Raw genomic sequence first — 24941 nt, forward strand, 5'->3', positions numbered from 1 at the left:
AGGAGGCCGCTCCGCTCCGGTGCTCGGAAAGTCACGCCGGCCGCGATCCTGCGGATCGCTCTCATCCAGCATCAGGCACCTCCACACAGCCTTTGCGGGACATAGATTCTCTGGAACCCCTCGCACTCTATATCCACTGGCCGTTTTGCCTCGCCAAGTGCCCGTACTGCGACTTCAACAGCCATGTGCGGGACGTCGTGCCGGAGGCGCGCTTCGCGACGGCTCTGTCCCGGGAACTGGCTTACGAGGCGGCTCGGCTCGGGCGGCGGCCGCTCAGCTCGATCTTCTTCGGCGGCGGCACCCCGAGCCTGATGCAGCCCGACAGCGTCGCCGCCCTGATCGAGCAGGCAACGACCTTGTTCGAGCCGGTTGCCGACCTGGAAATCACCCTGGAGGCGAACCCGACCAGCGTCGAGACCGGGCGGCTGCGCGGCTTTCGCGACGCCGGGGTCAACCGCGTCTCGCTCGGCGTGCAGGCGCTGGACGCCGAGGCGCTGCACCGGCTCGGCCGCGAGCACTCGGCAGGCGAAGCGGTCGCCGCCCTGGAACTGGCCCGCGCGCTGTTCCCGCGCATCTCGTTCGACCTGATCTACGCGCGACCTGGCCAGACCATGGCCGCCTGGCAGGCGGAACTCGATGCCGCGCTGGCACTGGTCTCGGACCATCTCTCGCTGTACCAGCTCACCATCGAGCCCGGCACCCGCTACGAGGCGCTGCACCGGCAGGGGCTGATCACGCTTCCCGAGGACGATGACGCGGCGGCGCTGTATGTCGAGACCGCGTCGGTCGCGGCACGGCACGGGCTGGAGGCGTACGAGGTCTCGAACTATGCCCGCCCGGGCGCCCAGAGCCGGCACAACCTCGCCTACTGGCGCTACCAGGACTATGCCGGCATCGGTCCCGGCGCGCATGGCCGGCTGACCCTGGACGGTCGCCTGCACGCGACACGCCGGCATCGGGCCCCGGAGCCCTGGGCCGAGCGGGTCGAGCGCACCGGCAGCGGACAGACCTCCGAGACGGCGCTGGCGCCTGGCGAGCGGGCGCGCGAGATGCTGCTGATGGGGCTGCGCCTGACGGAAGGCATCCCGGCCGAACTCTTTGCGGCACGCACCGGGATGACGCTCGACGAGGCGCTCGATGCCGAGATGCTGCGGAACGCGATCGAGGCGGGGTATGTCGCATGGTACGGTGATTGCCTCGTCGCGACCGCCGAGGGCCGCCTGCGCCTGGATGCGCTGCTGGCCGCTCTCGTCCTCTGAAAGGACCCCCATGCACGCGGCTGCTTGGAAACACCTGCTGTCGGCGCTCCTTTGCCTCACCCTGGCAGCCTTCGCACTCCCTACGCGCGCCGCAACGCCGATGCTCGTGGTGGAGGATAACGACTTCCTCGGGCCGGGCGGATCGGACCTGCAATCCACGCTGCCGCTGCTCGCCGACCCGGCGGTGCAGGTGCTGGGCTTCACCGTTGTCGTCGGCGATGGCTGGGAGAACGCCGAAAGCGCCCACCTGCGGCGCTTCCTGGAGATTGCAGGACATGCCGACATTCCGGTGGTGGACGGCGCCACCCTGCCGCTGGTGAACTCTGTCGCGCGCATGCGGCTGTGGGAGAAAGCCTATGGCACGATCCCGTGGAAGGGCGCCTGGGGTGGCCTGGGTTCGATCGCCGACATACCGGCGACACAGCCGCCGGTGCCTCGGCTCGACGAGGGAGCGCCGGCGCTCAAGGCCTCGACGGAGCGGGCCGCCGACTTCCTGATCCGCACGGTGCACGAGCATCCGCACCAGGTCACCATCGTTGCCGCCGGTCCGCTGACCAACCTCGCGCTGGCGGTCCGGCTCGATCCGAGCTTCGCCGCCGACGCGAAGCAGCTCGTGTTCATGGGCGCGCTGATCGACACCAACATGCAGGCGGTCACCGGGAACGCCGACTTCGCGTCGGACTTCAACATGATCTTCGATCCGGAGGCGGCGCATATCGTGCTGACCGCGCCCTGGCCGAAGATCACCTCGGTCGGCAACGTCTCCGATGCGGTGATGATGACCAGGACGCTGATGGCGCGTATCGGTGCGCGGCACAACGCACTGACCCAGTATCTGAGCCGCTACTACGCCCCGCTGCCGATGTGGGACGAGCTGACCGCGGCGGTGGCGGCCGATCCCTATCTGGTGACGAAGTCGGTCGAGGCGTTCCTCGACATCGACACCAGCCCGGGGATCAACTACGGCCATGCGCATGTCTGGCCGGAGGCGCTTGCACCCAGGGCGATGGGCGCGCGGCGGGTCACGATCGTGCAGGCAGTGGACACCAAACGCTTCCTGGATCGTTTCGTACAACAAGCCCAGGACAGGCAGCCCCAGGACAGACCGGCGCAAAACCGCGCCGTGCCTCAGTGAAAGGATTTCCGCACCATGCTGGCTTTGATCATCGGCGCTTCGCGGGGGCTGGGACTGGGCCTGGCGGAGGAATATCTGCAGCGCGGCTGGGACGTGATCGGCACCGTGCGTCCCGGCACGGAACCAGGCCTGTTGCACGCCCTAGCAAGGCGGCAGCACGGGCTGTCCCTGGCCGAGGCCGACGTGACCGTGCCGGAAACCTTTGCCGGTCTCGACGATGCGGTCGGCGGCCGTCCGCTCGACCTGCTGTTCGTGGTCGCCGGCATCTCCAACGGGCCCGACGAAAGCATCGCCACCCTCACCGATGACGCGTTCACGCGGATCATGCTCACCAACGCTCTCGGGCCGATGCGCGCCGTGCAGGCGCTGGCGCCGCTGGTCGCCAAGCCGGACGGGGTGATCGCGGTGATGACCTCGGGCCTGGGCAGCGTCGCCAACAACACCAGCGGCGCCTGGGCCGGCTACCGGGCCAGCAAGGCGGCGCTGAACATGATGCTGCGCAGCTACGCCGGCGAGACCAAGGAGGACCCGCGGGCGATGCTCGCGGTCGATCCGGGCTGGGTGCGCACCGACATGGGCGGCCCGAACGCCACCCTGGACGTGCAGACCAGCGCGCGCGGCATGGTCGACGCCATCGCCGCCCGCGCCGGCACGTCGGGCGGCCATTTCGTCGACTACCAGAACAAGGATGTCGCCTGGTAGACTGTCGCGTGATGGACCGGGCGCCGATGCTGCACCTGATCAAGCTGGCGGTCGGCGTTGCGGACATCGAGACGCTGGCGCGCCGGCAGGCGGATCGCGCCCGCGACACCGGTGCGCATGGCGGCCAGCCCTTCCTGCGCACCCGCAACAACCCGCGCCGCGCCGCCGAGATCCTCGATGGCGGATCGCTCTACTGGGTGATGAGCGGCGTGCTGCTCTGCCGTCAGCTGGTGGCGGGCATGGTGCCGGACCGGCGCGACGACGGATCGGCCTGCATCGCCATCATCCTGGCCGGGCCGCCGGTGCCGGTGCTGCCGCGTCTGGTGCGCGCCTTCCAGGGCTGGCGCTATCTCGCGTCCGACGACGCGCCGGCCGATCTCGGGGCGCGGCCGGACGCCAAGGGTGATGTCCTGCCCGTCGCCCTGCAGCGCGAACTGGCGGCGCTCTGCCTGCTGTAGCCCGCGCACCTGTTGCAGATCGGCTACCCGCCTCGCGCAATCGCGCGGCCCGCCGGCGACAGCCGCAACCTCCGATTGATCACGACCGGGCGCGCGCTCACGATCCGCCGGTCATGCTTCGCCTGCCGATCCTGTGCGCCTTGCTCATGCTGGCCGCCTGCAGCGGCGGAGGACGCATGGCATACGGGCCCGGACGCACCGACTACCCGGAGCCGGGACCGGCCGGCGATCCATGGCAGCCCTACGTACGGCAGGCCTCGAACCGCTTCGGCGTGCCGCAGCAATGGATCCGTGCCGTGATCCAGCAGGAATCCGGCGGCCAGGAATACCGCTTCGGCCAGCCGATCGTCTCCGGCGCCGGCGCGATGGGGCTGATGCAACTGATGCCGGCGACCTATGCCGACATGCAGGCGCAGAACAACCTCGGCCCCGACCCGTTCGAGCCGCACGACAACATCCTGGCCGGCACCGCCTATCTCCGGCTGATGTACGACCGCTATGGCGCGCCGGCCTTCCTGGCGGCCTACAATGCCGGCCCGCAGCGCCTGGACGACTACCTCAGTACCGGCCGCTCGCTGCCCAACGAGACGGTGGACTATGTGGCGTCCATCGCGCCCAACCTCGGCACCGAGGTCGCGATGAGCGGGCCGCTGGCGACCTACGCCGACAGCGGCCGCAACGACGCCGCCGTGCTGCCGACCGCTTCCGTCCGGCTGGCCGCCTGGCATGGTCCGGCGCGGCCGGCCGGCGGAGCCTGCTGGCACGATCCCGACGCGGCCTTCGATCCGGACGCGCCGTGCCAGGCTGCTCCGGTCCAGACGGCTCCAATACAGGCTGCGGCATACGCTCCGGCGCGGCCGGCCGGGGGCGCCTGTTGGCACGATCCCGACGCAGCCTTCGACCCGCAGGCGCCCTGCCAGGCGGCTCCGGTGCGGCGGGCAGTCGCGGCCGCGCCGATGTCCGAGCCGGCTCCGGTCATCGCATCCGCGATCTACATGCCGGCGCCGCCGCCTACCCCCCGTGCGCCCACCTATGCGGCACCTACCGCCTACGCGCCTGCGCCCGCCTACGGCGCATGGTCGATCCAGGTCGGCGCCTACAACTCCCCCGACCAGGCGCGCTTCGCGACCACGATGGCGCGGCAGGCCGCCTATGCCGAGCTTGCCGGCTCGCGCAGCCTGGTGATGCAGACCAGCCGCTTCGGGGGCGCCGTGCTGTATCGCGCGCGGCTCGCGGGCCTGGCGCGCCCCGGTGCCGGCGCCGCCTGCGCAGCACTGGGCGGACACGACATCCCCTGCATGGTGGTGCCTCCGGGCGGCTGACCGGTTCGGGCACGCGCCGAACCGCAGCGACCCTGGTCCGTTCCCGCCGCAGCACAGGAGAGCATAATGGCCAGGATCATCGATCTCGCACCGCACGACGCCCTGCCGGATGGACCGGCGGTCGTGGTGATGCGCCGCTTCGAGGAGGATGATCCCAAGACGGTGATGATCGAACTGATCGCCATCGACACCGACCGCAGCGAGGGCAATGCGCGGATGACCGACGCGCACGGCGCACCGCTTTCCTGGGAGGAGGCGACCCGCCAGGCCTCGGCGCGCGCGCATGATGCCAAGATCGAGAGCATCTACCGCATCGACCGCACCGCCGGTCCGGTCGAGTGCCAGATCGCAGCGCACGGCGGCGACCACACCGCGTCGCCTGACATGGTGGACAACGACTACGAGGATGGCGAGGCCGGCGGCGACATGCGCGACCGGTCGCACAACGAAGCCCCGCGCCGGTTCTGACCGGACCTCAGGTGCTGGCGCGGATCTCCAGCCGGAAGCCGACATCGATTCGGGCCGGGCCCGGCTTCTCGCCCTGGATGCGACCCAGCAGCTTGCGTGCCGCCAGTTCGCCGATCCGCTGGCGCGGCGAGACGATGGTGGTGAGCGCAGGGGTTGTCAGCGCGCTGATGTCGAGCCCGTTGAAGCCCGCGATCGCCACACGAGCGGGAACCGCGATGCCCTCGCGCTGCGCCCGCAGCAGGGCGCCGACGGCAAGGTCGTCATTGGCGAAGAACAGCGCATCAAGCTCCGGCGCGCGCTGCAGCGTCTGCATCAGGGTGTCGCCGCCGATCAGCGCACTGGACCGCTCGTCGTGCTCGAACGGCGGCCGCCTCGGCAGCCCCACCGCCGCCAGGGCGTTGTCGAGACCCCGGAAGCGTTGCGCCGCCCGGTAGTCCTGCTTCAGGCGGCCACCGATAAAGCCGATCTGCCGGTAGCCGCGTCCGACCAGGTGCCGCCCCATCGTCTCGCCGGCGCGTATGTGCGACAGGCCGACATTCATGTCGATCGGCTGCGCGCCATACTCCATGATCTCGACCAGCGGCCGGCCATAGCCGCGCAGCAGCGTCCGGGTGCGCTCGGAATGCCGCATGCCGGCGACGATCAGCCCGGCCGGCGACCAGCCCAGCAGGGTCGCGACCAGCTTGCTCTCGCGCTCCAGGTCATACTGGGTGTTGCCGAGCAGCGGCTGGTAGCCGGCCTCCTCCAGCACCTGCTGGATGCCCTGGATGACCTCGACGAACACCGCATTCGAGAGCGACGGCACGATCACCGGGATGATCCGGCTCGCCGCCGAGGCCAGGGCGCCGGCATACTGGTTGCGGACATAGCCAAGCGCGCCGACCGCCTCGTCGATCTGTGCCCGTAGCGCCGCCGAGACACTGTCCGGCGCGTTGAGGGCACGCGAAACCGTGATCGGCGCCACGCCCGCGCGCTCGGCGACATCCTTCAGCGTGACGGCGCCGCTATGCGCGCGGCGGCGCACCGCCATTCGGGTCGAGGTCATTGTCGCGCCAGCATAGCCTGCACGCCGGAATGCGCCAGACATGGCAATAAGGGGACAGCCGAGGCCGCCGGGCCGGCCGCAGAATCATGGTTGCGCTACCATGCGTCTGCGGCTACGATCTGTTTCAAGTGCCGCCGCAACGGGATGCGGCGAAAGGCATCCGCTCCCCAAAGTCGAGCGTCCGGGAAGTCCATCCAGATGTCACATGCCGCAGCAGAGCCGGTTGCAGTCGCAACCGGGCATTACCAGGCCATCGACGTCACTAAGGCGTTCGGCAGCGTCGCGGTGCTGCGCGGGGTCAGCCTCGGACTGCAGCCCGGTCGCATCCACACGATGATGGGCGAGAACGGCGCCGGCAAGTCCACCCTGTTCAAGATCCTCTCCGGGCTGCTGCGCCCCACGACGGGAGAGCTTCGCCTCGACGGGGCGTCGGTCGCCTTCGATGCGCCGCATGATGCCCACCTGCGCGGCATCTACCTGGTGCCGCAGGAGCCGGCGCTGATGCCGGAACTGACGGTGGCCGAAACGATGTTCGTGGGCCAGTTGCCGACGCGTCCCGGGCTGCCGCGTCGCGTCGATTGGCTCGGTCTGCGGCGGCGCGCGCAGGAGGCACTGTCCTCGCTGGGGCTTTGCATCGATGTCGGCCAGCTCGCGCGCCATCTCTCGATCGCGCAGCAGCAGCAGGTGGAGTGCGCCAAGGCACTGCTGCGCGGCTGCCGCATCATCCTGTTTGACGAGCCCACCTCGCCACTCACCAGCCACGAGGTCGAACGGCTGTTCGGCATCATGCGGCGGCTGCGCGATGACGGCTGCACGCTCGGCTTCATCAGCCACCGCATGGACGAGGTGCTCGAGATCAGTGACGATATCAGCGTGCTGCGCGATGGCGCGCTGGTGGATACGGTGGATCGCGACGGCTTCGACCGCGTCCGGCTGCTGTCGCAGATGGTCGGCCGCGAGATGCGCGTGATCCCGCGACGCAGCGCGTCGTTCAGCACCGGGCGGCCGATGCTGCAGGTCGAGGGCCTGTCGCACGCTTCCCGGTTTGACGATGTCAGCTTCACGCTGCACGAGGGCGAGGTGCTCGGCCTCGCCGGGCTGGTCGGTGCCGGGCGCACCGAGATCGCCGAGACCATCTTCGGCATCCGCGCGCCCGGCGCCGGCCGCGTGCGCCTCGGCGGCGAGGACATCACCGGCCTCACGCCGCACGCCATCATCCGCCGCGGGCTGGTGTACGTGCCGGAGGATCGCGCGCGGCATGGCGCGATCCTGCCGATGACGATCACCGAGAACATCACCTCGGGATTGCTTGACCGGCTGCGCCGGCGGTGCGGTTTGATCGACCGGCAGGACGAGGACCGGCGCGGTGCGTCCATCGTCACGCAATATCGCGTGCGCTGCGCCGGCATCGACCAGACGCTGCGGCACTTGTCGGGCGGCAACCAGCAGAAGGTGGTGTTCGGCAAATGGATGGGCCTGCAGCCGCGGGTCGCCATTCTCGACGAGCCGACGCGGGGCGTCGATGTCGGCGCCAAGGACGAGATCTACGAACTGATCGAGGGCCTCGCCCGCGCCGGTCTCGCCATCCTGGTGATCTCGTCCGAGATGGAGGAGCTGGTGCGGCTGTGCGACCGGGTGCTCTCGATCTACGAAGGCCGCATCGTGGCCGAACTCGGCGGCGCCGACATCACCCCGGCGCGCGTCGGGCAATCCTATCTCAGCCGCGACGGCCTGGCCGCGTGACGACGTTGCCGCTGCCCGGCAGCCGCGTCTCGCAGCGCGAAATCAGCCAGGCTCCCCCCCGGCGTCGCACGCCAGGCCGCCGCCGCGAAGTGCGCGAGGTCACGCTGATCGTCGCCACCGCGCTCACCATCCTGCTGGTCGGGATCTTCAACCACGGCTTCCTGTCGACGCAGAACCTGCGCTTCATGCTGCTCAACTCCGTCGTGCTGTCGCTGGTGGCACTCGGCCAGACCCTGGTGATCGCCACCCGCGGCATCGACCTCTCGGTGGCGCCGGTGATGGGCCTCACCGCGGTGGTGACCGGGCTGCTGGCGCAGGGCAGCGGATTGTCGCTCCCAGGGGCAGTGGGCATCACCGTCGTGCTTGGGCTGCTGCTCGGCACGCTGAACGGCCTGCTGGTGGCGCGGCTCGCGATCCCGCCGATCATCACCACGCTCGGCACCTACAGCCTCTATAGCGGGCTGGTCTTCGTCACTTCGAACGGCACCCAGGTGGACTCCGTACCGGCTGCCTACGCGACCTTGGGTAACGGCTTCGTCGCCCCGTTCATTCCGATCCCGATCGCGGTGCTGGTGCTGGCCATCGCCCTGCTGCTGGTCTGGTTCATGCTCAACCACACACGGTTCGGGCGCGCCATCCTCGCCGTCGGCAACAACGACGTCGCCGCCTACAATGCCGGCATCGGGGTGACCGGCGTGAAGGTGCGGGTGTATGCGCTGTCCGGCCTGCTGGCCGCGATCGCCGGCCTGATGTTCGTCTGCTACACGGGGTCCGCGACTGTGACCACCGGCACCGGCGACCATGTCGAGCTGCAGTCGATCGCCGTGGCCCTGATCGGCGGCACGGCGATCGCCGGCGGCCGCGGCAACGTCGTCGGCACCGTGCTCGGGTCGCTGTTCCTGAGCGTGGTGCTGACCGCCCTGGTGTTCGTGCATGTGCCGCCGATCTGGTACTCCGCCGGCGAGGGCTTGATGATCCTGGTCACCGTCACCGCCGGCATGCGGCAGAACCGCGGCGGGAACGGCTGACATGGACACACGCCCCGACGTCGCCCGCCCCGACGACCCGCGCCCCGACGACACCCGTAACGACGTCAATGGGCGTCGCCGCAACCTCTCCAAGCTGCCGCTCGACGGCTGGGAGCGCTCGCTGCTGGTGCTGCTGGTGCTGCTGGTTGCAGGCCTCTGCCTGTCGGTGGACGGGTTCTATCCCGGCTTCGGCGGCTTCCTGGCGCTGACCGAGAATTTCCTGCCCTTCGGCCTGGTTGCCCTCGGCCTGACGACGGTGATCCTGACCGGCGGCATCGACCTTTCCGTCGGCGCCACCGCCGGCCTGTCCGCCATCGTCATGGCCGAGCTGTGGAGCGGCCTGCATCTGTCGATCTGGCTGGCGGCACTCGCCGGCTTGCTGGCGGGTGGCGTGCTGGGCGCCATCAACGGGCTGATCATCACCCGGCTGCGCACCGAGCCGCTGATCGCGACGCTGGCCACCAGCTTCATCTATGCCAGCATCGCGACCGCGCTGGCCGGTCCGTCGCCGCCGTCGGGGTTCCCGGACAGCTTCAACTTGGTCGGCACCGGCACCCTGGTCGGTCCGATCCCGCTGCAGCTGGTGTTGTTCGCGGTGCTCGCCCTGCTGTTCACGCTGCTGCTGCAATACAGCACCTTCGGCCGGCGCATCGTCATGGTCGGCTACAGCAGCGAGGCGGCGCGCTATAGCGGGCTGCGCATCGATCGCATCGTACTCGCCGCCTACGTGATCAGCGGCGTGATGTCGGCGTTCGCCGGCATCGTGCTGGCCGCCTACTACAGCGCGGTGCGCCCCGACATGGGCGACGTGCTGCTGCTCAGCACCATCACCATCGTGGTTCTGGGCGGCGTCAGCATCTTCGGCGGCGAGGGCCGCGTCGCGGGCGTGGTGATCGCGGTGCTGCTGCTCGGCTTCCTGCGCCAGGGCATGCTGATCGCGGGCTACTCCGACATGGTCACGACGATGCTGACCGGCGCCATCCTGCTCGGCGCCATCGGCATCAAGAACATCCTCTCGGGACGCGGCACCGGGCTGGCCGCGCTGCTGACACGGGTACGCGGCACCCGTCCGGCCTCGGCGAGCGGTGCCGCGGAATGAACATCATGATCAACGAAAGAAACGGAAACTCCATGACCCTCTCCATCTCGCACCGGTTGCGCGCGGCTCTGCTGGCGACTCCCATGCTGCTGGCCGGCCTCGCCGTGGCGCATGCCGCCGATATCGACACCTCGAAGAGCATCAAGGTCGCAATGGTGCCGAAGCTCGTCGGGCTGTCGGTGTTCAAGGCGAACCAGCAGGGTGCCGAGGCCGCGGCCAAGCTGCTCAACATCAACTTCCTCTATACCGGCCCCGTCACCGCCTCCGCGCAGGGCCAGGTCGATGTCTTCAACAGCCTGATCGCGCGCCGCTTCAGCGTCATCACCACCACCTCGAACAACCCGACGCAGTTGGCACCCGCGCTCAAGCGCGCGCGCCGGCAGGGCATCAAGGTGGTATCCTATGATAGCGACGTCGCGGCCGACGCGCGCGACTTCTTCATCCAGAACACCGACTATGCCGAGTTCGGGAAGGCCTTGGTCGAGTCCGTCGCCAAATATACCGGCCCCAGCGCCGAGATCGCGATCCTGTCCTCGACGCCCGATGCGACCATCCAGAACGAGTGGATCAACGCGCTCAAGACCTACCTCTCGGCGCACTACCCGAACATCAAGATCGTGACGACGCAGTATGGCCAGTCGAGCCCGTCGCAGTCCTTGACCGCCGGCCTCAATATCCTGCAGGCGAACCCGAACGTCACCGCGATCATCGCCCCTGATGGCGCGGCCGAGGTGGGTGCCGCCGCCGCCGTGGAGAAGCTCGGCAAGACCGGGCGCGTCTTCGTCACCGGCTGCAGCGACCCGAACTCGATCCGGCAGTACGTGAAGTCGGGCATCATCAAGGAGAGCCCGCTCTGGGACGAGGTCAAGGAGGGCATGCTGGTGATGTACGTGGCGCGCCTCGCGGCGAACAACGCGATCCAGCCGGACAGCACCTTCACCGCGGGCGATCTGGGCAGCTTCACCGCCAAGGACCGGGTGATCGTGTTCAGCAAGCCGCTGGTGTTCAACAAGGCCAATATCGACCAGTACCAGTTCTGACCAATACGGCCCCGTTCACAAGGATACAGGCATGAAGCAGATTCTCTTCACCGGCGGCAGCGGCAAGGCGGGACGGCACGTGGTGCAGTACCTGGTCGAGCAGGGCTACCACGTGCTCAACATCGACACCAAGCCGCTCGACAACCCCAAGGTCCGCACGCTGATCACCGACATCACCGATGCCGGCCAGCTGTTCAACGCGTTCTCGTCCTACACCGGCCTGCACGAGTTCGACCCGGACCTGCGGCCGCAGAAGATCGACGCGGTGGTGCATTTCGCGGCGATCCCGCGCATCATGATCGTGCCGGACAACGAGGTGTACCGCATCAACGTCATGGGCACCTACAACGTGCTCGATGCCGCGGCCAAGCTCGGCATCCCGAAGGTGATCATCGCGTCGAGCGAGACCACCTACGGTGTCGTGTTCGCCAACACGCCCCGCGAGCCGGAGTATTTCCCGCTCGACGAGGCGTATCCGGTCGACCCGATGGACAGCTACGCGCTCTCCAAGATCTGCAACGAGCGCACCGCTCGCGCCTTCTCGCTGCGCAACAATTCGGATATCTATGCGCTGCGCATCGGCAACGTGATCGAGCCGTCCGAGTACGAGCTGTTCCCCGGCTGGTTCGCGAAGCCCGATTTCCGCAAGAAGATCGCGTGGAGCTATATCGACGCGCGTGACCTGGGCGAGATCGTGCGTCTCGGCATCGAGACCGACGGCCTGGGCTACCAGGTCTTCAATGCCGCGAACGACCACACCTCGTCGGACCTGCCGACCGCCGAACTGCTGCGCCGCTACTACCCGAATGTGCCGGTGCACGGCGAACTCGGCGAGTTCGAGGGCCTGCTTTCGAACCGCAAGGTGCGCGAGCACCTCGGCTTCAAGGAGAAGCACAACTGGCGCAACTACGTCAAAGCCGGCTGAGCCTCCCCACCGTCCGCATCCGGGCAAGGCAGGTCGAGATGGAAGCTGGCGACCAGGTCCTCGACCTGCGCCCGGGTCAGCGCACGCGGGTTGAGGCCGCGCAGCATCAGGGTGAGCCGCGCGGTTTCCTCCAGTTCCTCCATGGCATAGACGGCGGCCTCGAGATCGCGGCCGGCCACCACCGGTCCGTGGTTGGCCAGCAGCACCGAAGAGTAGCGGCCTGCGAGGGCACGAATCGCGCCCGCGACGGCCGCGTCCCCGGGACGGTGGTAGGGGATCAACGCCGTCTGGCCGACACGCATCATGTAGTATGGGGTGAGCGGTTGCAGCACGGCGCGCGGATCGATCCCGGGCAACATGGAGACGGCAACGGAATGTGCCGAGTGCAGGTGCACGACTGCACCCGCGCCATGCCGCGTCTCGTAGAGCGCCTGGTGCAGCGGGATTTCCTTGGTGGGCGGATCGCCGGACAGCAGCCGGCCGTCCTGGTCCAGTCGCGACAGCCGGGCCGGGTCGAGAAAGCCCATCGAGGCATTGGTCGGCGTCATCAGCAGGGTGCCGTCCGCAAGGCGCGCGCTGACATTGCCGGACGAGCCGGGCGTCAGCCCGCGCTCGAACAGCGAGCGGGAAAACATGCAGATCTGCTCGCGCAGGGAGTTCTCGTTCATGGCGGACGATCCAGGCATTACATGGTGTTGGCGATGGGCCATGGCAGCGCAACCACAGTAGGTCCCGGAGAGGCACGATGACCAGCATCGCAGGCGGCCCGTGCGCGGCCGTCATCGGCCTCGGCTCGATGGGGATCGGCATGGCGCAATCGCTGCAGCGCGCCGGTTTCACCGTCTCGGGCTACGACGTGTCGCCGGCGGCGGTGGCGCGATTTGCAGAATCGGGCGGCGTTGTCGGGTCCACGCCGGCGCAGGCGGCAAGCGGCGCCGATTGCGTGGTCTCGGTGGTGGTCAACGCCGCCCAGACCGAGGCGGTGCTGTTCGGGCCGGACGGTTGTGCCGACAGCCTGCCGCAAGGCGCCGTATTCGTGTCGTCGGCGACGATGGCCCCGGAGGCGGCGCGTGGCCTGGCAGCCAGGCTGGAGCGGACAGGGCGGCTCTATCTCGACGCGCCGATGAGCGGCGGCGCCGGCCGGGCCGCGGACGGCTCGCTCACCATGATGGCGTCCGGCAGCGTCGCCGCGTTCGAGCGCGCGCAGCCGGCGCTGGATGCCATGACCGGCACGCTGCACCGGCTTGGCGATGCGGCCGGCCTCGGCTCGGCCTTCAAGATGGTCAACCAGCTGCTCGCCGGCGTGCATATCGCCGCGGCCTGCGAGGCGATCGCGTTCGCAGCCCGGCAGGGGCTGGACCTCGCGCGCGTCTATGAGGTGATCACCCAGTCGGCGGGCAACAGCTGGATGTTCGAGAACCGGGTGCCGCATGTGCTGGCGGGCGACTATCGTCCGAAAAGCGCCGTCAGCATCTTCACCAAGGACCTCGGCATCGTCATGGACATGGCGCGTGACCTGCGGTTTCCTGTGCCGGTGGCGGGCGCCGCGCTGCAGATGTACCTGATGACGGCGGCGGCCGGGATGGCACAGGACGACGATGCCTCGGTTGCGCGCCTGTACGCGCAGATCGCGGGTCTCACCTTGCCTGCGGAGACATGAGCCATGCCGCGTTTCGCCGCCAACCTGACCATGATGTTCAACGAACACGCCTTCCTCGACCGCTTCGACGCGGCGGCGGATGCGGGCTTCGAGGCGGTCGAGTTCCTGTTCCCGTATGAGGCGACCCCCGAGGCGGTCGGCGCGCGCGTGGCGCGCAACAAGCTCACGGTGGCGCTGTTCAACCTGCCGCCCGGCGACTGGGCGGCCGGAGAGCGCGGGCTGGCGGCGCTGCCCGAACGGGCGGCGGCGCTGGACGGGCTGCTCGACCGGGCGCTGCCGTACGCCGAGGCGACCGGCGTACGGCGGCTGCATCTGATGGCGGGGATCGCGGACGCGCACGACCCGCGCGCGCAGGCCGCCTATCGCGACGCGGTCGCGCACCATGCCCGGCGCCTCGCCGAACATCGCCTCGACCTGGTGCTGGAGCCGATCAACGGCCGCGACATGCCGGGCTATTTCCTGGACGATTTCGGCCGCGCGGCGCAGCTGATCGAGGATCTCGGCCTGCCCAACCTCAAGCTGCAGTTCGACCTCTACCACCGCCAGATCCTGCACGGCGACGTCACCATGGCGCTGCGGGCGATGATCGGCCGCATCGGCCATGTCCAGGTCGCCAGCGTGCCGTCGCGCCACGAGCCGGACGGCGAGGAGCTGAACTGGCCGTTCCTGTTCGAGGAGCTGGACCGGATCGGCTATGCGGGGTTCGTCGGCTGCGAGTACCGGCCACGCGGCAAGACGGTCGCGGGCCTCGGCTGGTTCGCGCCCTACAGGAAGGCCTGATCCATGACGCTCCTGCTCGGCTGCATCGCCGACGACTATACCGGCGCCTCCGACCTCGCCAGCATGCTGTCCAGCTGCGGCCTGCGCACGGTGCAGACCATCGGCGTGCCCCAGCTTGGCCTAGAGCTGCCCGAAATGGATGCGGTGGTGGTGGCGCTGAAGAGCCGCTCGATCGCGGCGCCGCGCGCGGTCGAGCTGTCGCTGGAGGCGGAGCGCTGGCTGCGCGGACGCGGCGCCGGGCACATCGTGTTCAAGATCTGCTCGACCTTCGATTCCACCGATGCCGGCAATATCGGCCCGGTGCTGGACGCCCTGCGCGAACAGGCGGGCGGCGGCATCGTCGCGGTCAATCCCGCCTTCATCGAGACCGGACGCACGGTCTATCAGGGGCACCTGTTCGTCAACGGCGTGCCGCTGCACGAGAGCCCGCTGAAGGACCATCCGCTCAACCCGATGCATGACAGCAACCTGGTGCGGGTGCTGGGCCGGCAGAGTGCGAGCCCGGTCGGGCTGGTGCCGCTCGCCGTCATCGAGCAGGGGCCGGACGCGATCCGCGCCGCCCTGCAGGCGCTGGCATCGGACGGCGACGGCAGCGCGATCCTCGACGCGGTGGCGCCGCGCCACCTGCTCGCCATCGGCGAGGCGGCGCTGGCCGGACCGGTCTCGGCCGGCGCGTCCGGCATCGGCTACGGGCTGGCCCGAGCCATCGTGGCGCGTGAGAAGCTCTCGGGGCGTCCGGCCGCCGCAATGGCGTCCTCCGATGGAGCACGCGACACGCATGCGGCGATCCTCGCGGGATCATGCTCGGCGGCGACGCTGCGCCAGATCGATGTCGCCGAGCGCCGGATGCCGTGCCTCAAGCTCGATGTCGATGCGCTGCTGGACGGGCCGGCCGAGGCGGCGCACGCGCTGGACTGGGCTCGGCAGCGTCTCGAACGCGGGCCGGTACTGATCGTCAGCAGCACGCCTCCCGAGGCGGTGCGCGCGCTGCAGGCCCGGCATGGCGGCGCCGAGGCGGGGCACGCGGTGGAGCAGGCGCTCGCCGGCCTCGCCGAGGGCCTGCTGGCAGCCGGCGTCGGGCACCTGATCGTGGCCGGCGGCGAGACCTCGGGCGCCGTGGTCGACCGGCTCGGGCTGCAGGCCTTGCTGATCGGGCCGGAGATCGCCCCCGGCGTGCCGGTGCTGCAGGCGGTCGGCGCGCCCAAGCCCGGCCTGCGGCTGGCGCTCAAGTCCGGCAATTTCGGCGGCGACGACTTTTTTCTTGAGGCGCTGGCCAGGCTGCGCGATCCGGACGCTGCGGGTTAGGCAACGGCGCCCGACAAACACCGCCGTATAACTCTTGCGACGTCGGCCCGATCGGCCTGCGGTAGGCGTCCGATGCGCACGGCGTCACCAGCCTCGATCGTGGCGATCTTGATCGGCCGCACGATGGAGGGCGCCGGCAGCCCGGCCTCGTTAAGGTCGGAGACAACGACATCACCCAGCCAGCCGCGATGCACGGCGCTCGTGACCATCAGCACCCAAAGCAGGTCGGGTGCGCCCGGCGCATGCGGCGTTGCCACCACCAGGGCTGGCCGGCGCTGCTGCACCGGACGGTTGGTGTAGGGGAACGGGACCTTGACCAGGTCCCACACCTCATAGGCCGCCATAGGCCTCGATGTCGGCGGGGCTGTCCCACTCCGAGAAGCTCCGGAACGGATCATCGCTCGATCCGTCGGGCTGCACACGCATCAGCACGACCCGTCCAGCCTCGATCACATAGGCGACCTCATCGCCCTCGCGCAGGCGCAGCGCCGCACGCACCGGCTGCGGGATGGTCGTCTGCGATTTGCTGGTCAGCCGGCTCGTGATCATGGCAACCTATGTAAGGAACTTCCTTACCAACTGCAAGCCTTGCCATTCGACAAACCGAGCCCGCGCTCCAGGTAGCACACCGTCTTGCGGCCGGCATGGATCTCGGCCCGGCCGATCGCGACGAAGCCCAGCCTAGCATGCAGCGAAGCCGAGCCGGGGTTCGGCGGCTCGATATTCACCTCGCAGACCACCCGGTCATGCCCGGCGGCAACGGCCCGCGCGAACAGGTCGGCATAGAGCAGCCGCGCCAGTCCGCTGCGCCGCGCCGGGCCTGCCACCACCACACGATCGACATAGACGAAGCGCGCGTGGCGCTGGCGGAACCACAGGAAGTTCGGGCTTCGGTAGTCGGCATCCTGGTCGAAGGCGAGCAGGAAGGCGTCGGCCTCGCCGATCCGGGTGAAATGGAAGGCCTGCCGCACGAGGCGGCCGAACTCCGCTCCCTCCAGCGCCGACAGTTCGGCGGCATGTGCATTGTTCAGGGCGAGCAGGGCGCCGCAGTGCCCGCAGCCCGTGGCCAAGGGCAGCATTGCCGCCACCCCAGCTACCGCTCGATGGCGATCTGGCCCGCCATGCCGGGCCAATCGGAGTAGCCGACCGAGCCGCCGCCGTACCAGTACTGCTTCGGCGCCTCGGCCAGCGGCGCCCCGGTGCGCAGCCGGCCGACCAGGTCCGGGTTCGCGAGATAGGGCCGTCCGAAGCTGAACAGGTCGGCCTTGTTCTCGGCCAGCATCCGTTCGGCCAGTTCGAGCGTGTACTGGTTGTTGGCGATGTAGGCCCCGGTGAAGCGGCGTCGCAGCGCCGGGAAGTCGACGTCGTCCGGCACCTCGCGGGTCTGCTGGGTGACGCCCTCGATATCGTGGATGTACAGCAGCCCGGCCTTCGACAGCCCGTCGACATAGGCGCCGAACGTCGCCATCACCTCGCTGTCGAGCGGCGTGCCGCCCGGCTCGGTGGTGGCCGGCGAGATGCGTATGCCGACCCGCTGGCCACCACCCCAGACCTCGGTGACCGCATGGACCACCTCGAGCGGAAAGCGCAGCCGGTTCAGGATCGAGCCGCCGTAGCGGTCGGTGCGCCGGTTGGTGCTGTCGCGGATGAACTGCTCCAGCAGGTAGTTGTTGGCGGAATGGATCTCGACGCCGTCGAAGCCGGCATCCTTGGCGCACTGCGCCGCGTGCCGGTAGTCCTGCACGATCGCGGGGATCTCGTCGGTCTCGAGTGCGCGTGGGGTCACATGGTCCTGCAGCCCGGCATTGGTGAAGGCCTGGCCCTTCGGCCGGATCGCGCTTGGGGCCACCGGCAGCGCGCCGCCATGCAGGTCGGGATGCGAGATGCGGCCGGTATGCCAGAGCTGCAGGAACATCCGGCCATCGCGGCGATGCACCGCGCGGGTGACGCGCTGCCAGGCCTCGACCTGCTCCGGCGTGAAGATCCCTGGCGTCAGCGCGTAGCCACGGGCCTGCGGCGAGATGTTGGTCGCCTCGCTGATCACCAGCCCGCAATCGGCGCGCCGGGCGTAGTAGTCGGCGGCAAAATCGGGCGGCACGCCGGCATCGCTGGAGCGGCTGCGGGTCAGCGGCGCCATGACGACGCGGTTCGGCAGGTGCAGGTCGCCGATGGTGACCGGCTGCAGCACCGGACTGTCCTTGTGCATGAGGTATTCCTGGGTTGGGAGGGCGCGATGGGGTTCCGAGTGGGAACAGATGAGCTGGAGCGGGCAAGCCCCGTCGACCCCGCAAGTTCCGCCTGCCCGCAAGTTCCGCCTGGGTATCGCCTGGGGGACTGGGCAACCTGTTCGGGGATCGAACTGCTTGCGCTGTCTGGGGGCCGGCGCGATCGTTTCGCGGCCGTGCTTGCCGACGATGGCACAACATAATTTGTTAAACGTTAACTTTATGACAATATGGCAGTAGTCTGCGGCCAACGCCGCTTTCAACGGTAAGCAGTCTGGTGCCCGGCGGTGGGGACCAATCCCGGGATCGCTCATGTCGGATTACAGTCGGCCTCGTCTTCCCAAGCCTGATCCCTCCCTGCTCCGGCTCCGCTTGATCGGCCCGATGGCGGCGCTCACCCTCGACAACGAGAGCGTGCTGCCGCCGGGCCGCAAGACACGCGGCCTGCTGGCGATCCTGGCCCTGGCAGGCCGCCGCCCGGTGCTGCGCTCTAAGCTGGCCGAGCTGCTCTGGAGTCGCCGTTCCGAGGAGCAGGCGCGCGCCTCGCTGCGCCAGGAGATCCATCGCCTGCTGGAGGCGCTGACCCCGGTCGGCACCTCGCTCGTCAGCGTCGAGCGGCATTCCCTCTCGCTGCGCCCGGCGCTGACCAGCGTCGATGCGGAGCGCCTGCTCAACGCCAACGTCAACAATGTGATCGCCCATGCCAGCAGTGCCGCCGGCAGCGGCGGCGGCAACGGCGCCGGCATCAGGGGCAGCAACGGCAGCGGCGGCGGCGGCATCCCGGGCGGAGGCGCGCTGCCGTCGCTCGACGGCGTGCTGCTCGAGGAACTCAACGGCACCGATCCCGCCCTCGATGCGTGGCTCGATTACGAGCGCCGGCGGCTGCATGACCATGTGCTGGAGCTCTACGACGCGGCCCTCAAGCGTCATCTGGACCCCTCCGCGACGGTGGCCATCTGCCGACAGCTGCTGCTGCTCGACCCGCTGCACGAGACCGCCTGGCAGGGCCTGATCCAGTCGCAGCTCCAACTCGTCGAGCGCGGCGCCGCCCTGCAGAGTGCCGAACGCTGCATGACCCTGTTCGGCGAGCGCGCCGCCGCTCAGCCCGGCCCGGAGCTGAGCCGCCTGGTGAACGAGCTTCGCTTCGGGCGCGCGCCGAGCAGCGGCACCGCGGAGATAGAGCCGGCCGCCCTGGATGGCGGCGAGGATCCCCCGGGCCCGGTTGCCGGCACGGAAGCCACGGGCAGCCTGCGCGGCCTCGACGAAAGCGGGGGGATCCTGGGCCGGCGCCTGCAGGAACGCGGGATCGCCATCCTGGCGGTGCTGCCGCTGCTGGTGCTCGATCCTGCCCTGGACGAACGCCTGGTGCAGAGCCTGACCGACGGGATCATCGTGGGCCTGCACGACCTGCCGATCATCACGGTGATCAGCGGCACCTCGCTGTCGCAGGCCCTGGCGCATGGGCGCGACGATGCGCTGCTCCGGCGCAGCCTCGGGCTCGACTACGTGCTGGACGGAACCATCTCGCGCGGCCGGACCGGCCTGCGGGTGATCCTGCGCCTGCTCGACCTGCGCCTGAACGGCCACGTGGTCTGGGCGCGCCGCTACGACTGTCGCGATCCGGCGACGCCGGCGGGCACGACCCGCGCGCCGGCGATTTCGGCCGCCCTGGAGCTGCCTGCCGCGCTGGACATGATCGACCAGGTGGCGGCCCAGGTCACCGCGCAGTTGCCCTGGGAGTTGCTGGTCATCGAGGGCAACCGGGTCGGGACGCGGCCGGCGACCGAGCTCAACCCGAACCAGCTGGCGCTGCGTGCGCTCTGCCTGATCATGCGGCCGGAGCGGGCGCAGAGCGATGCGGCGGCCGAACTGCTGCGGCGCCTGGCCGGGATCGACCCGGAGCACCCGCTGGCGCAGTTCATCACGGCCCTGCGACACATCTTCCGGGCGGCGCAGCGCTGGGGCGACCTGGCCTCGGAAGCGGCCGCCGCGTCGGCGGCGATCGAGAGTGCGATGTCGATGGGCTTCGGCTTCCCGGCCGTCATCGCCACCGCCGGCTACATACGCAGCCAGATGCAGGACGACCCCGACGCCGGGCTCGCACTGGTCGAGAGCACGCTGACGGTGAACGACCAGATCACCCTCAGCCTGGCATTCTCCGCCTTCATCCTGGTGCGCGTCGGACGGCTGGACGAGGCGGCCGAGCGGTTCGCCCGCTATACCAGGATGCATCCGCTGCACCCGCTGCACCACATGCTGGACAGCGTCGGCATCACCATCGCCATCCTGCAGGACAGGCTCGACGAGGCGGTGCGGCTCGGGCGGCAGCTGGTCGAGCTGACGCCGACGCTGCTCAGCCCGGCGATCCCCTGTCTTGCAGCCTACGGGCTGGCCGGGATGGCGTCCGATGCGGAGCGGCTGCTCGCCCGCATCGAGCTGATGTGCCCCGGCCTGAGCATCGACTCGGTACTGGAGCAGCAGGGGTTCAAGCGCGGCAGCGACGCCGAGCGGTTCGCTGCCGGGCTGCGTGCCGGCGGCATGCGGCAATCCCCCGGGACACCGGCCGCGACCCCGGGTCCGATTGGCGGGTCCACCGGCGGGGCAAGCGGCGGCCTGGCCGGCGGGGTGACGCCCGGCGTGGTCGCCAGTAGTACAAGGCCGACATCGCTCACGGGATCGGGCGTGCGCTTGGCGACGTGAAGCGGGCGGGCTAGATACGGGTCCCTCGCCCGTCAGGCATGCGGCCGGTCCAGGCTGACATGCCGCCCACCCTCCGGCGCCGACGCATGCGCCAAGCGACACAGAGGCTGCATGACCGCCCGTCTTCGATCCGCCACCGCTCCCCGACGCGCACCACGGAGTGCCTCGACGGGCGCATCAGGGGCAGCCCTGCGCCACGCCGCCACCGCCGTGCTGCTGGCGGCGGCCCTTGCCGCCTGCTCGAGCGGCAATGGCGGCCGCACCGTCGACACCACCGGCGACACCTCGGCGCTGAGCGCGCCGCGCAACCACCTGCTCGGCGAGGACCGCAGCGCCACCGGCGGCGACCAGGCGCAGGCCGGCGTGAACGCCTTCCTGTGGCGCGGCGCGATCGACACCCTGTCCTTCATGCCGTTCACCTCCGCCGATCCGGTCGGCGGCATCATCATCACCGACTGGTACAGCCCGCCGACCACCTCCGGCGAGCGGTTCAAGGCCACTGCCTACATCCTGGGCAAGCAGCTCCGCTCGGATGCGATCCGCGTCGCGATCTTCCGGCAGACGCAGCAGGACGGCCAGTGGACCGACGCGCTGGTGGCGCCGAACACCGCGCCGGACATCACCGGCAAGATCCTCGCTCGGGCGCGCCAGTTGCGCGCGGATGCCGGCCAGAGCGGCAGCTGAACCGCGCATGTCCGACCCAGCGGCGCCGGATCACGACCTGCTCCCGAGCCAGGACCTCCGGGCGACCTACGACTTCCAGGCCAGCGAACTGCACTGGCAGGCCGAGTGGGCGCGACGCGGCTGCTTCGACGTCGAGGACGTGCCGCCGGAGGGCAAGCCGACCTACTATGTGCTGGAGATGTTCCCCTATCCGAGCGGCCAGCTCCACATGGGACACGTCCGCAACTACACGCTCGGCGATGTGGTGGCGCGCTACCGGCGCGCGCGCGGCTACGCGGTGCTGCATCCGATGGGCTGGGACGCCTTCGGACTGCCGGCGGAAAACGCGGCGCGCGAGCGCGGCGTGCATCCCGCGACCTGGACCTTCGCCAACATCGCCACCATGCGCGAGACGTTGCAGCGGCTCGGTTTTTCGCTGAACTGGGACCGCGAGTTCGCCACCTGCGAGCCGCGCTATTACGGCCACCAGCAGAAGCTGTTCCTCGACATGATGGCGGCAGGCCTCGCCGAGCGACGCGAGAGCTGGGTGAACTGGGACCCGGTGGACCAGACCGTGCTCGCCAACGAGCAGGTGGTGGACGGCCGCGGCTGGCGCTCCGGCGCGGTGGTCGAGAAGAAGCAGCTCAGCCAGTGGTTCCTGCGCATCACCCGCGAGGCACCGGCGCTGCTCGAGGCGCTGGACACTCTGGGGCGCTGGCCGGAGCGGGTGCGCGCCATGCAGGCCCGCTGGATCGGCCGGTCCGAGGGGGCGCGGGTGCGCTTCCCGCTCATTGTCCCCACGGCTGGCCCCACGGCCGGCATCGACCACCTGGAAGTGTTCACCACGCGCCCGGACACGCTGTTCGGCATGTCGTTCCTGGCGATCGCGCCGGAGCATCCGCTGGCGGCCGCGGTCGCGGCGGGCAACGCAGCGGCTGCCGCCTTCGTGGCCGAATGCCGCAGCCTCGGCACCAGCGAGGCAGCGATCGAGACCGCCGAGAAGCGCGGCTTCGATACCGGCCTGCGCGTCGATCATCCGTTCATGCCCGGGATCAGCTTTCCGATCTGGATCGCCAACTTCGTGCTGATGGAATACGGCACCGGGGCGATCTTCGGCTGCCCGTGCGGCGACGCCCGGGATTTCGAGTTCGCGCGCAAATACGACCTGCCGATCCCGCTGGTGGTGGCGCCGCCGGACGGCGTGCCCCCCACCGACCGGGCCTATGACGGTCCCGGCACCCTCATCAGCTCGGGCTTCCTGGACGGTCTCGATTGCGACGCGGGCCGCGCTGCCGCGATCGCGCGGCTGGAGCAGCTCAACGCCGGGCACGGCGTGGTGAACTGGCGGCTGCGCGACTGGGGCGTGTCGCGGCAGCGCTACTGGGGATGCCCGATCCCGGTGATTCATTGCGCGGCGTGCGGCGCGGTGCCGGTGCCGGATGACCAGCTTCCGGTGGTGCTGCCGGACGACGTCACCTTCGACCACCCGGGCAATCCGCTCGACCACCATCCGACCTGGAAGCACGTCGCCTGCCCGCGCTGCGCGGCGCCTGCCCTGCGCGAGACCGACACCTTCGACACCTTCGTCGACAGCTCCTGGTATTTTGTTCGTTTCACCGCGCCCAATGCCGCGACACCGACCTCGCGAGCCGCCGCCGATCGCTGGCTGCCGGTCGACCAGTATGTCGGCGGCATCGAGCACGCGATCCTGCATCTGCTGTACTCCCGGTTCTTCACCCGCGCGATGCACCGGACCGGTCATCTCGGCCTGGACGAGCCGTTCGCCGGCCTGTTCACCCAGGGCATGGTCAACCACGAGAGCTACCGCGACGAGGACGGCACCTGGCTGTATCCGGAACAGGTCGAGCGGACCGTCGCCGGCGCCGTGCATCGCGACACCGGCACGCCGGTCGTGGTCGGCCGGGTCGAGAAGATGTCGAAGTCGCGCCGCAACACGGTGGCGCCGGCTTCGATCATCGAGCGCTACGGCGCCGACACCGCGCGCTGGTTCGTGCTGTCCGACAGCCCGCCGGAGCGCGACATGGAGTGGACCGAGGCCGGTGTCGCCGGTGCCGCGCGCTTCGGCCAGCGGCTGTACCGGCTGGTCGCCGCGGTCGCCGCCTCCCGGGATGCCTCGACCATCCCGCCCCTCGGCGCTGCAGGCGATGCGGCCGACAAGCTGCGGCGTGCCACCCACCGGACCATCGCCGCCGTCACCGAGGCACTCGACAGCTTCACCTTCAACGTCGCGGTGGCGCGGCTGCACGAGCTGACCTCGGCACTGTCCGAGGCTTGGCGTGAGGCCGAAGCGGGACCGGACCTCGCCTTCGCGCGCGCCGAGGCCGCCCGCATGCTCTGCCTGCTGAGCGCGCCGATGATGCCGCATCAGGCCGAGACCATGCTCGCCCTGCTGGAGCCCGGCTCGGCGCTGGCCGCCGAGCGGCCCTGGCCGGAGCCGGATCCGGCCCTGCTTGCCGCCCGGCAGATCACCATCGCCGTGCAGATCATGGGCAAGCTGCGCGGCACCATAGAGACCGCCCCCGACGAGGCAGCGGACCAGGTGCTGGCCATGGCAGAAGCGGAGCCGAACGTGCAGCGGCTGCTCGACGGCAGGCGCATCGTCAAGCGCATCCATGTGCCCGGCAGGATCGTCAACTTCGTGGTCGCGGGATGAGGCCGCTGCTTTTCCTGGGACCCGTGCTCGCGCTGAGCCTGGCGACGGGTGGCTGCGGCTTCCATCCGCTCAACCAGCCGCGTGCCGTCGCCCAGCTGCCCGACATCTTCGTCAACACGATCCCGGCCGGCCGCGACGGCCAGTTGCTGCGCCAGGCCCTGCAGCAGCGTCTGGCCGGATCCGACGACAGCAGCCCCGGGGGCTACACGCTGCAGGTGGGCTACGGGCTCAGCGCCGAGGCGATCGGCATCCATGGCGACAATACCAGCGGGCGCACCCGCGAAGTCGCCCGAGCGGACTGGACGCTGCTCAGCGTGTCGCCGGCGCCGAAGATCCTGGCCACCGGCAGCGCCCGCTCGGTCGACGGCTACAACGTGATCGAGGCCCAGTATTTCGCTCAGACGCTGGCCGGCGAGACCACCTCGGGGCGTCTGGCCGGCAATCTCGCCGACGCGGTCCAGGAGCAGCTCGTGGCCTGGTTCGCGGCGCACCCGGAGGCGGCCGACCGCGCGGCGGTCGCGGCCAACGCTGCGCCGGCTCCGGTTCCGGGTTCCGTGCCGGCACCGGCGAAGCAGCGCGGCTTCCTCGGCCCGAACGATGTGCCGGGCGACAGCGACCAGTCGCCGCTGCAGCAGATCGGACCGGACGGCCTGCCCGCGGGCGCGATCGGCCGCACGTATCAATAGTGGGTCAGGCGTGAGCCGGCCGCG

24 protein-coding genes are annotated in these 24941 nt (G+C 69.8%); 18 read left to right on the top strand and 6 right to left on the bottom strand.

From position 1 onward, the window contains the following. The first annotated feature begins 92 nt into the window (after nt 1-92). The 6 genes from hemW to ACQY4O_RS15010 all read left to right on the top strand — a co-directional run bounded on the left by hemW (nt 93) and on the right by ACQY4O_RS15010 (nt 5344). Nucleotides 93-1259 (top strand): radical SAM family heme chaperone HemW, encoded by a 1167-nt coding sequence (gene hemW / locus ACQY4O_RS14985; protein WP_428377155.1) that lies wholly within the window; start codon nt 93-95, stop codon nt 1257-1259. 10 nt (nt 1260-1269) lie between these two features. After that, nucleotides 1270-2394, top strand: a complete 1125-nt coding sequence (locus ACQY4O_RS14990) for a nucleoside hydrolase (protein ID WP_428377156.1) — start codon at nt 1270-1272, stop codon at nt 2392-2394. A 15-nt stretch (nt 2395-2409) separates the two neighbouring features. Beyond that, a complete protein-coding gene (locus ACQY4O_RS14995; protein ID WP_428377157.1) occupies nt 2410-3096 on the top strand; it encodes an SDR family NAD(P)-dependent oxidoreductase in 687 nt (228 codons plus the stop codon). 26 nt (nt 3097-3122) lie between these two features. Then, on the top strand, nt 3123-3554 hold the full coding sequence (locus ACQY4O_RS15000) for a DUF1489 family protein (protein ID WP_428378210.1): 432 nt from the start codon (nt 3123-3125) through the stop codon (nt 3552-3554). A 176-nt stretch (nt 3555-3730) separates the two neighbouring features. Continuing rightward, entirely contained in the window at nt 3731-4876 is a 1146-nt protein-coding gene (locus ACQY4O_RS15005; protein WP_428377158.1) for a lytic transglycosylase domain-containing protein, read from the top strand. 66 nt (nt 4877-4942) lie between these two features. Next, nucleotides 4943-5344, top strand: coding sequence for a hypothetical protein (locus ACQY4O_RS15010; protein WP_428377159.1), 402 nt, complete (start codon nt 4943-4945; stop codon nt 5342-5344). Nucleotides 5345-5351: 7 nt separating this feature from the next. On the opposite strand, the gene ACQY4O_RS15015 is transcribed toward ACQY4O_RS15010, so the two are convergent. Then, complete coding sequence (locus tag ACQY4O_RS15015) at nt 5352-6389, bottom strand: LacI family DNA-binding transcriptional regulator (RefSeq protein ID WP_428377160.1); 1038 nt, start codon at nt 6387-6389, stop codon at nt 5352-5354. 198 nt (nt 6390-6587) lie between these two features. Here ACQY4O_RS15015 and ACQY4O_RS15020 point away from each other — a divergent pair, with 198 nt between their 5' ends. From ACQY4O_RS15020 to ACQY4O_RS15040, 5 genes are read left to right on the top strand one after another with little or no spacing between them, the layout of a single operon-like run. Continuing rightward, nucleotides 6588-8132, top strand: a complete 1545-nt coding sequence (locus tag ACQY4O_RS15020) for a sugar ABC transporter ATP-binding protein (RefSeq protein ID WP_428377161.1) — start codon at nt 6588-6590, stop codon at nt 8130-8132. After that, the gene (locus tag ACQY4O_RS15025; RefSeq protein WP_428377162.1) at nt 8129-9160 is read left to right on the top strand and encodes an ABC transporter permease; all 1032 of its coding nucleotides are present in this window, start codon (nt 8129-8131) and stop codon (nt 9158-9160) included. Before ACQY4O_RS15020 ends, ACQY4O_RS15025 begins: the two co-directional genes overlap by 4 nt. A 1-nt stretch (nt 9161) precedes the next feature. Then, the gene (locus ACQY4O_RS15030; RefSeq protein ID WP_428377163.1) at nt 9162-10259 is read left to right on the top strand and encodes an ABC transporter permease; all 1098 of its coding nucleotides are present in this window, start codon (nt 9162-9164) and stop codon (nt 10257-10259) included. A 32-nt stretch (nt 10260-10291) separates the two neighbouring features. Continuing rightward, nucleotides 10292-11299 (top strand): substrate-binding domain-containing protein, encoded by a 1008-nt coding sequence (locus ACQY4O_RS15035; protein WP_428377164.1) that lies wholly within the window; start codon nt 10292-10294, stop codon nt 11297-11299. Nucleotides 11300-11330: 31 nt separating this feature from the next. Then, the gene (locus ACQY4O_RS15040) at nt 11331-12224 is read left to right on the top strand and encodes an NAD-dependent epimerase/dehydratase family protein (protein WP_428377165.1); all 894 of its coding nucleotides are present in this window, start codon (nt 11331-11333) and stop codon (nt 12222-12224) included. Here ACQY4O_RS15040 and ACQY4O_RS15045 read toward each other — a convergent pair. Beyond that, nucleotides 12206-12892: an aldolase gene (locus tag ACQY4O_RS15045; RefSeq protein ID WP_428377166.1), complete on the bottom strand. Its 687-nt coding sequence runs from the start codon at nt 12890-12892 to the stop codon at nt 12206-12208. The genes ACQY4O_RS15040 and ACQY4O_RS15045 overlap by 19 nt on opposite strands. A gap of 77 nt (nt 12893-12969) precedes the next feature. Between ACQY4O_RS15045 and ltnD the strand changes: the two genes are divergently transcribed. Genes ltnD through otnK form a run of 3 tightly spaced genes read left to right on the top strand, consistent with a single transcriptional unit; the run spans nt 12970 to nt 15969 of the window. After that, nucleotides 12970-13884 (top strand): L-threonate dehydrogenase, encoded by a 915-nt coding sequence (ltnD, locus tag ACQY4O_RS15050; protein ID WP_428377167.1) that lies wholly within the window; start codon nt 12970-12972, stop codon nt 13882-13884. Between the two features lie 3 nt (nt 13885-13887). Then, complete coding sequence (otnI, locus tag ACQY4O_RS15055) at nt 13888-14664, top strand: 2-oxo-tetronate isomerase (protein WP_428377168.1); 777 nt, start codon at nt 13888-13890, stop codon at nt 14662-14664. A 3-nt stretch (nt 14665-14667) separates the two neighbouring features. Continuing rightward, nucleotides 14668-15969 carry a 3-oxo-tetronate kinase gene (gene otnK, locus ACQY4O_RS15060; RefSeq protein WP_428377169.1) on the top strand — a complete coding sequence of 434 codons (1302 nt, stop codon included), beginning with the start codon at nt 14668-14670 and terminating at the stop codon, nt 15967-15969. Here the strand turns inward: otnK and ACQY4O_RS15065 are convergent. The 4 genes from ACQY4O_RS15065 to ACQY4O_RS15080 are packed head-to-tail and all read right to left on the bottom strand — an operon-like array spanning nt 15966 to nt 18175. After that, nucleotides 15966-16313, bottom strand: a complete 348-nt coding sequence (locus tag ACQY4O_RS15065) for a type II toxin-antitoxin system PemK/MazF family toxin (RefSeq protein ID WP_428377170.1) — start codon at nt 16311-16313, stop codon at nt 15966-15968. The two genes, otnK and ACQY4O_RS15065, sit on opposite strands and share 4 nt — an antisense overlap. Then, on the bottom strand, nt 16300-16518 hold the full coding sequence (locus tag ACQY4O_RS15070; protein WP_428377171.1) for an AbrB/MazE/SpoVT family DNA-binding domain-containing protein: 219 nt from the start codon (nt 16516-16518) through the stop codon (nt 16300-16302). The genes ACQY4O_RS15065 and ACQY4O_RS15070 overlap by 14 nt, the downstream gene beginning before the upstream one ends. 23 nt (nt 16519-16541) lie before the next feature. Next, nucleotides 16542-17048, bottom strand: coding sequence for a GNAT family N-acetyltransferase (locus ACQY4O_RS15075; protein ID WP_428377172.1), 507 nt, complete (start codon nt 17046-17048; stop codon nt 16542-16544). Nucleotides 17049-17062: 14 nt separating this feature from the next. Continuing rightward, nucleotides 17063-18175, bottom strand: a complete 1113-nt coding sequence (locus ACQY4O_RS15080; RefSeq protein ID WP_428377173.1) for an alkene reductase — start codon at nt 18173-18175, stop codon at nt 17063-17065. A 403-nt stretch (nt 18176-18578) separates the two neighbouring features. Between ACQY4O_RS15080 and ACQY4O_RS15085 the strand changes: the two genes are divergently transcribed. From ACQY4O_RS15085 to ACQY4O_RS15100, 4 genes are all read left to right on the top strand, one after another. Further along, complete coding sequence (locus ACQY4O_RS15085; protein ID WP_428377174.1) at nt 18579-20894, top strand: BTAD domain-containing putative transcriptional regulator; 2316 nt, start codon at nt 18579-18581, stop codon at nt 20892-20894. Nucleotides 20895-21005: 111 nt separating this feature from the next. Further along, the gene (locus ACQY4O_RS15090) at nt 21006-21578 is read left to right on the top strand and encodes a DUF3576 domain-containing protein (RefSeq protein ID WP_428377175.1); all 573 of its coding nucleotides are present in this window, start codon (nt 21006-21008) and stop codon (nt 21576-21578) included. Between the two features lie 7 nt (nt 21579-21585). Next, nucleotides 21586-24231 carry a leucine--tRNA ligase gene (gene leuS, locus ACQY4O_RS15095; protein ID WP_428377176.1) on the top strand — a complete coding sequence of 882 codons (2646 nt, stop codon included), beginning with the start codon at nt 21586-21588 and terminating at the stop codon, nt 24229-24231. After that, on the top strand, nt 24228-24917 hold the full coding sequence (locus ACQY4O_RS15100) for a hypothetical protein (protein ID WP_428377177.1): 690 nt from the start codon (nt 24228-24230) through the stop codon (nt 24915-24917). The genes leuS and ACQY4O_RS15100 overlap by 4 nt, the downstream gene beginning before the upstream one ends. Nucleotides 24918-24941 lie beyond the last annotated feature (24 nt).

It is taken from the genome of Lichenicoccus sp. (genome assembly GCF_965277665.1).
GTDB lineage: Bacteria > Pseudomonadota > Alphaproteobacteria > Acetobacterales > Acetobacteraceae > Lichenicoccus.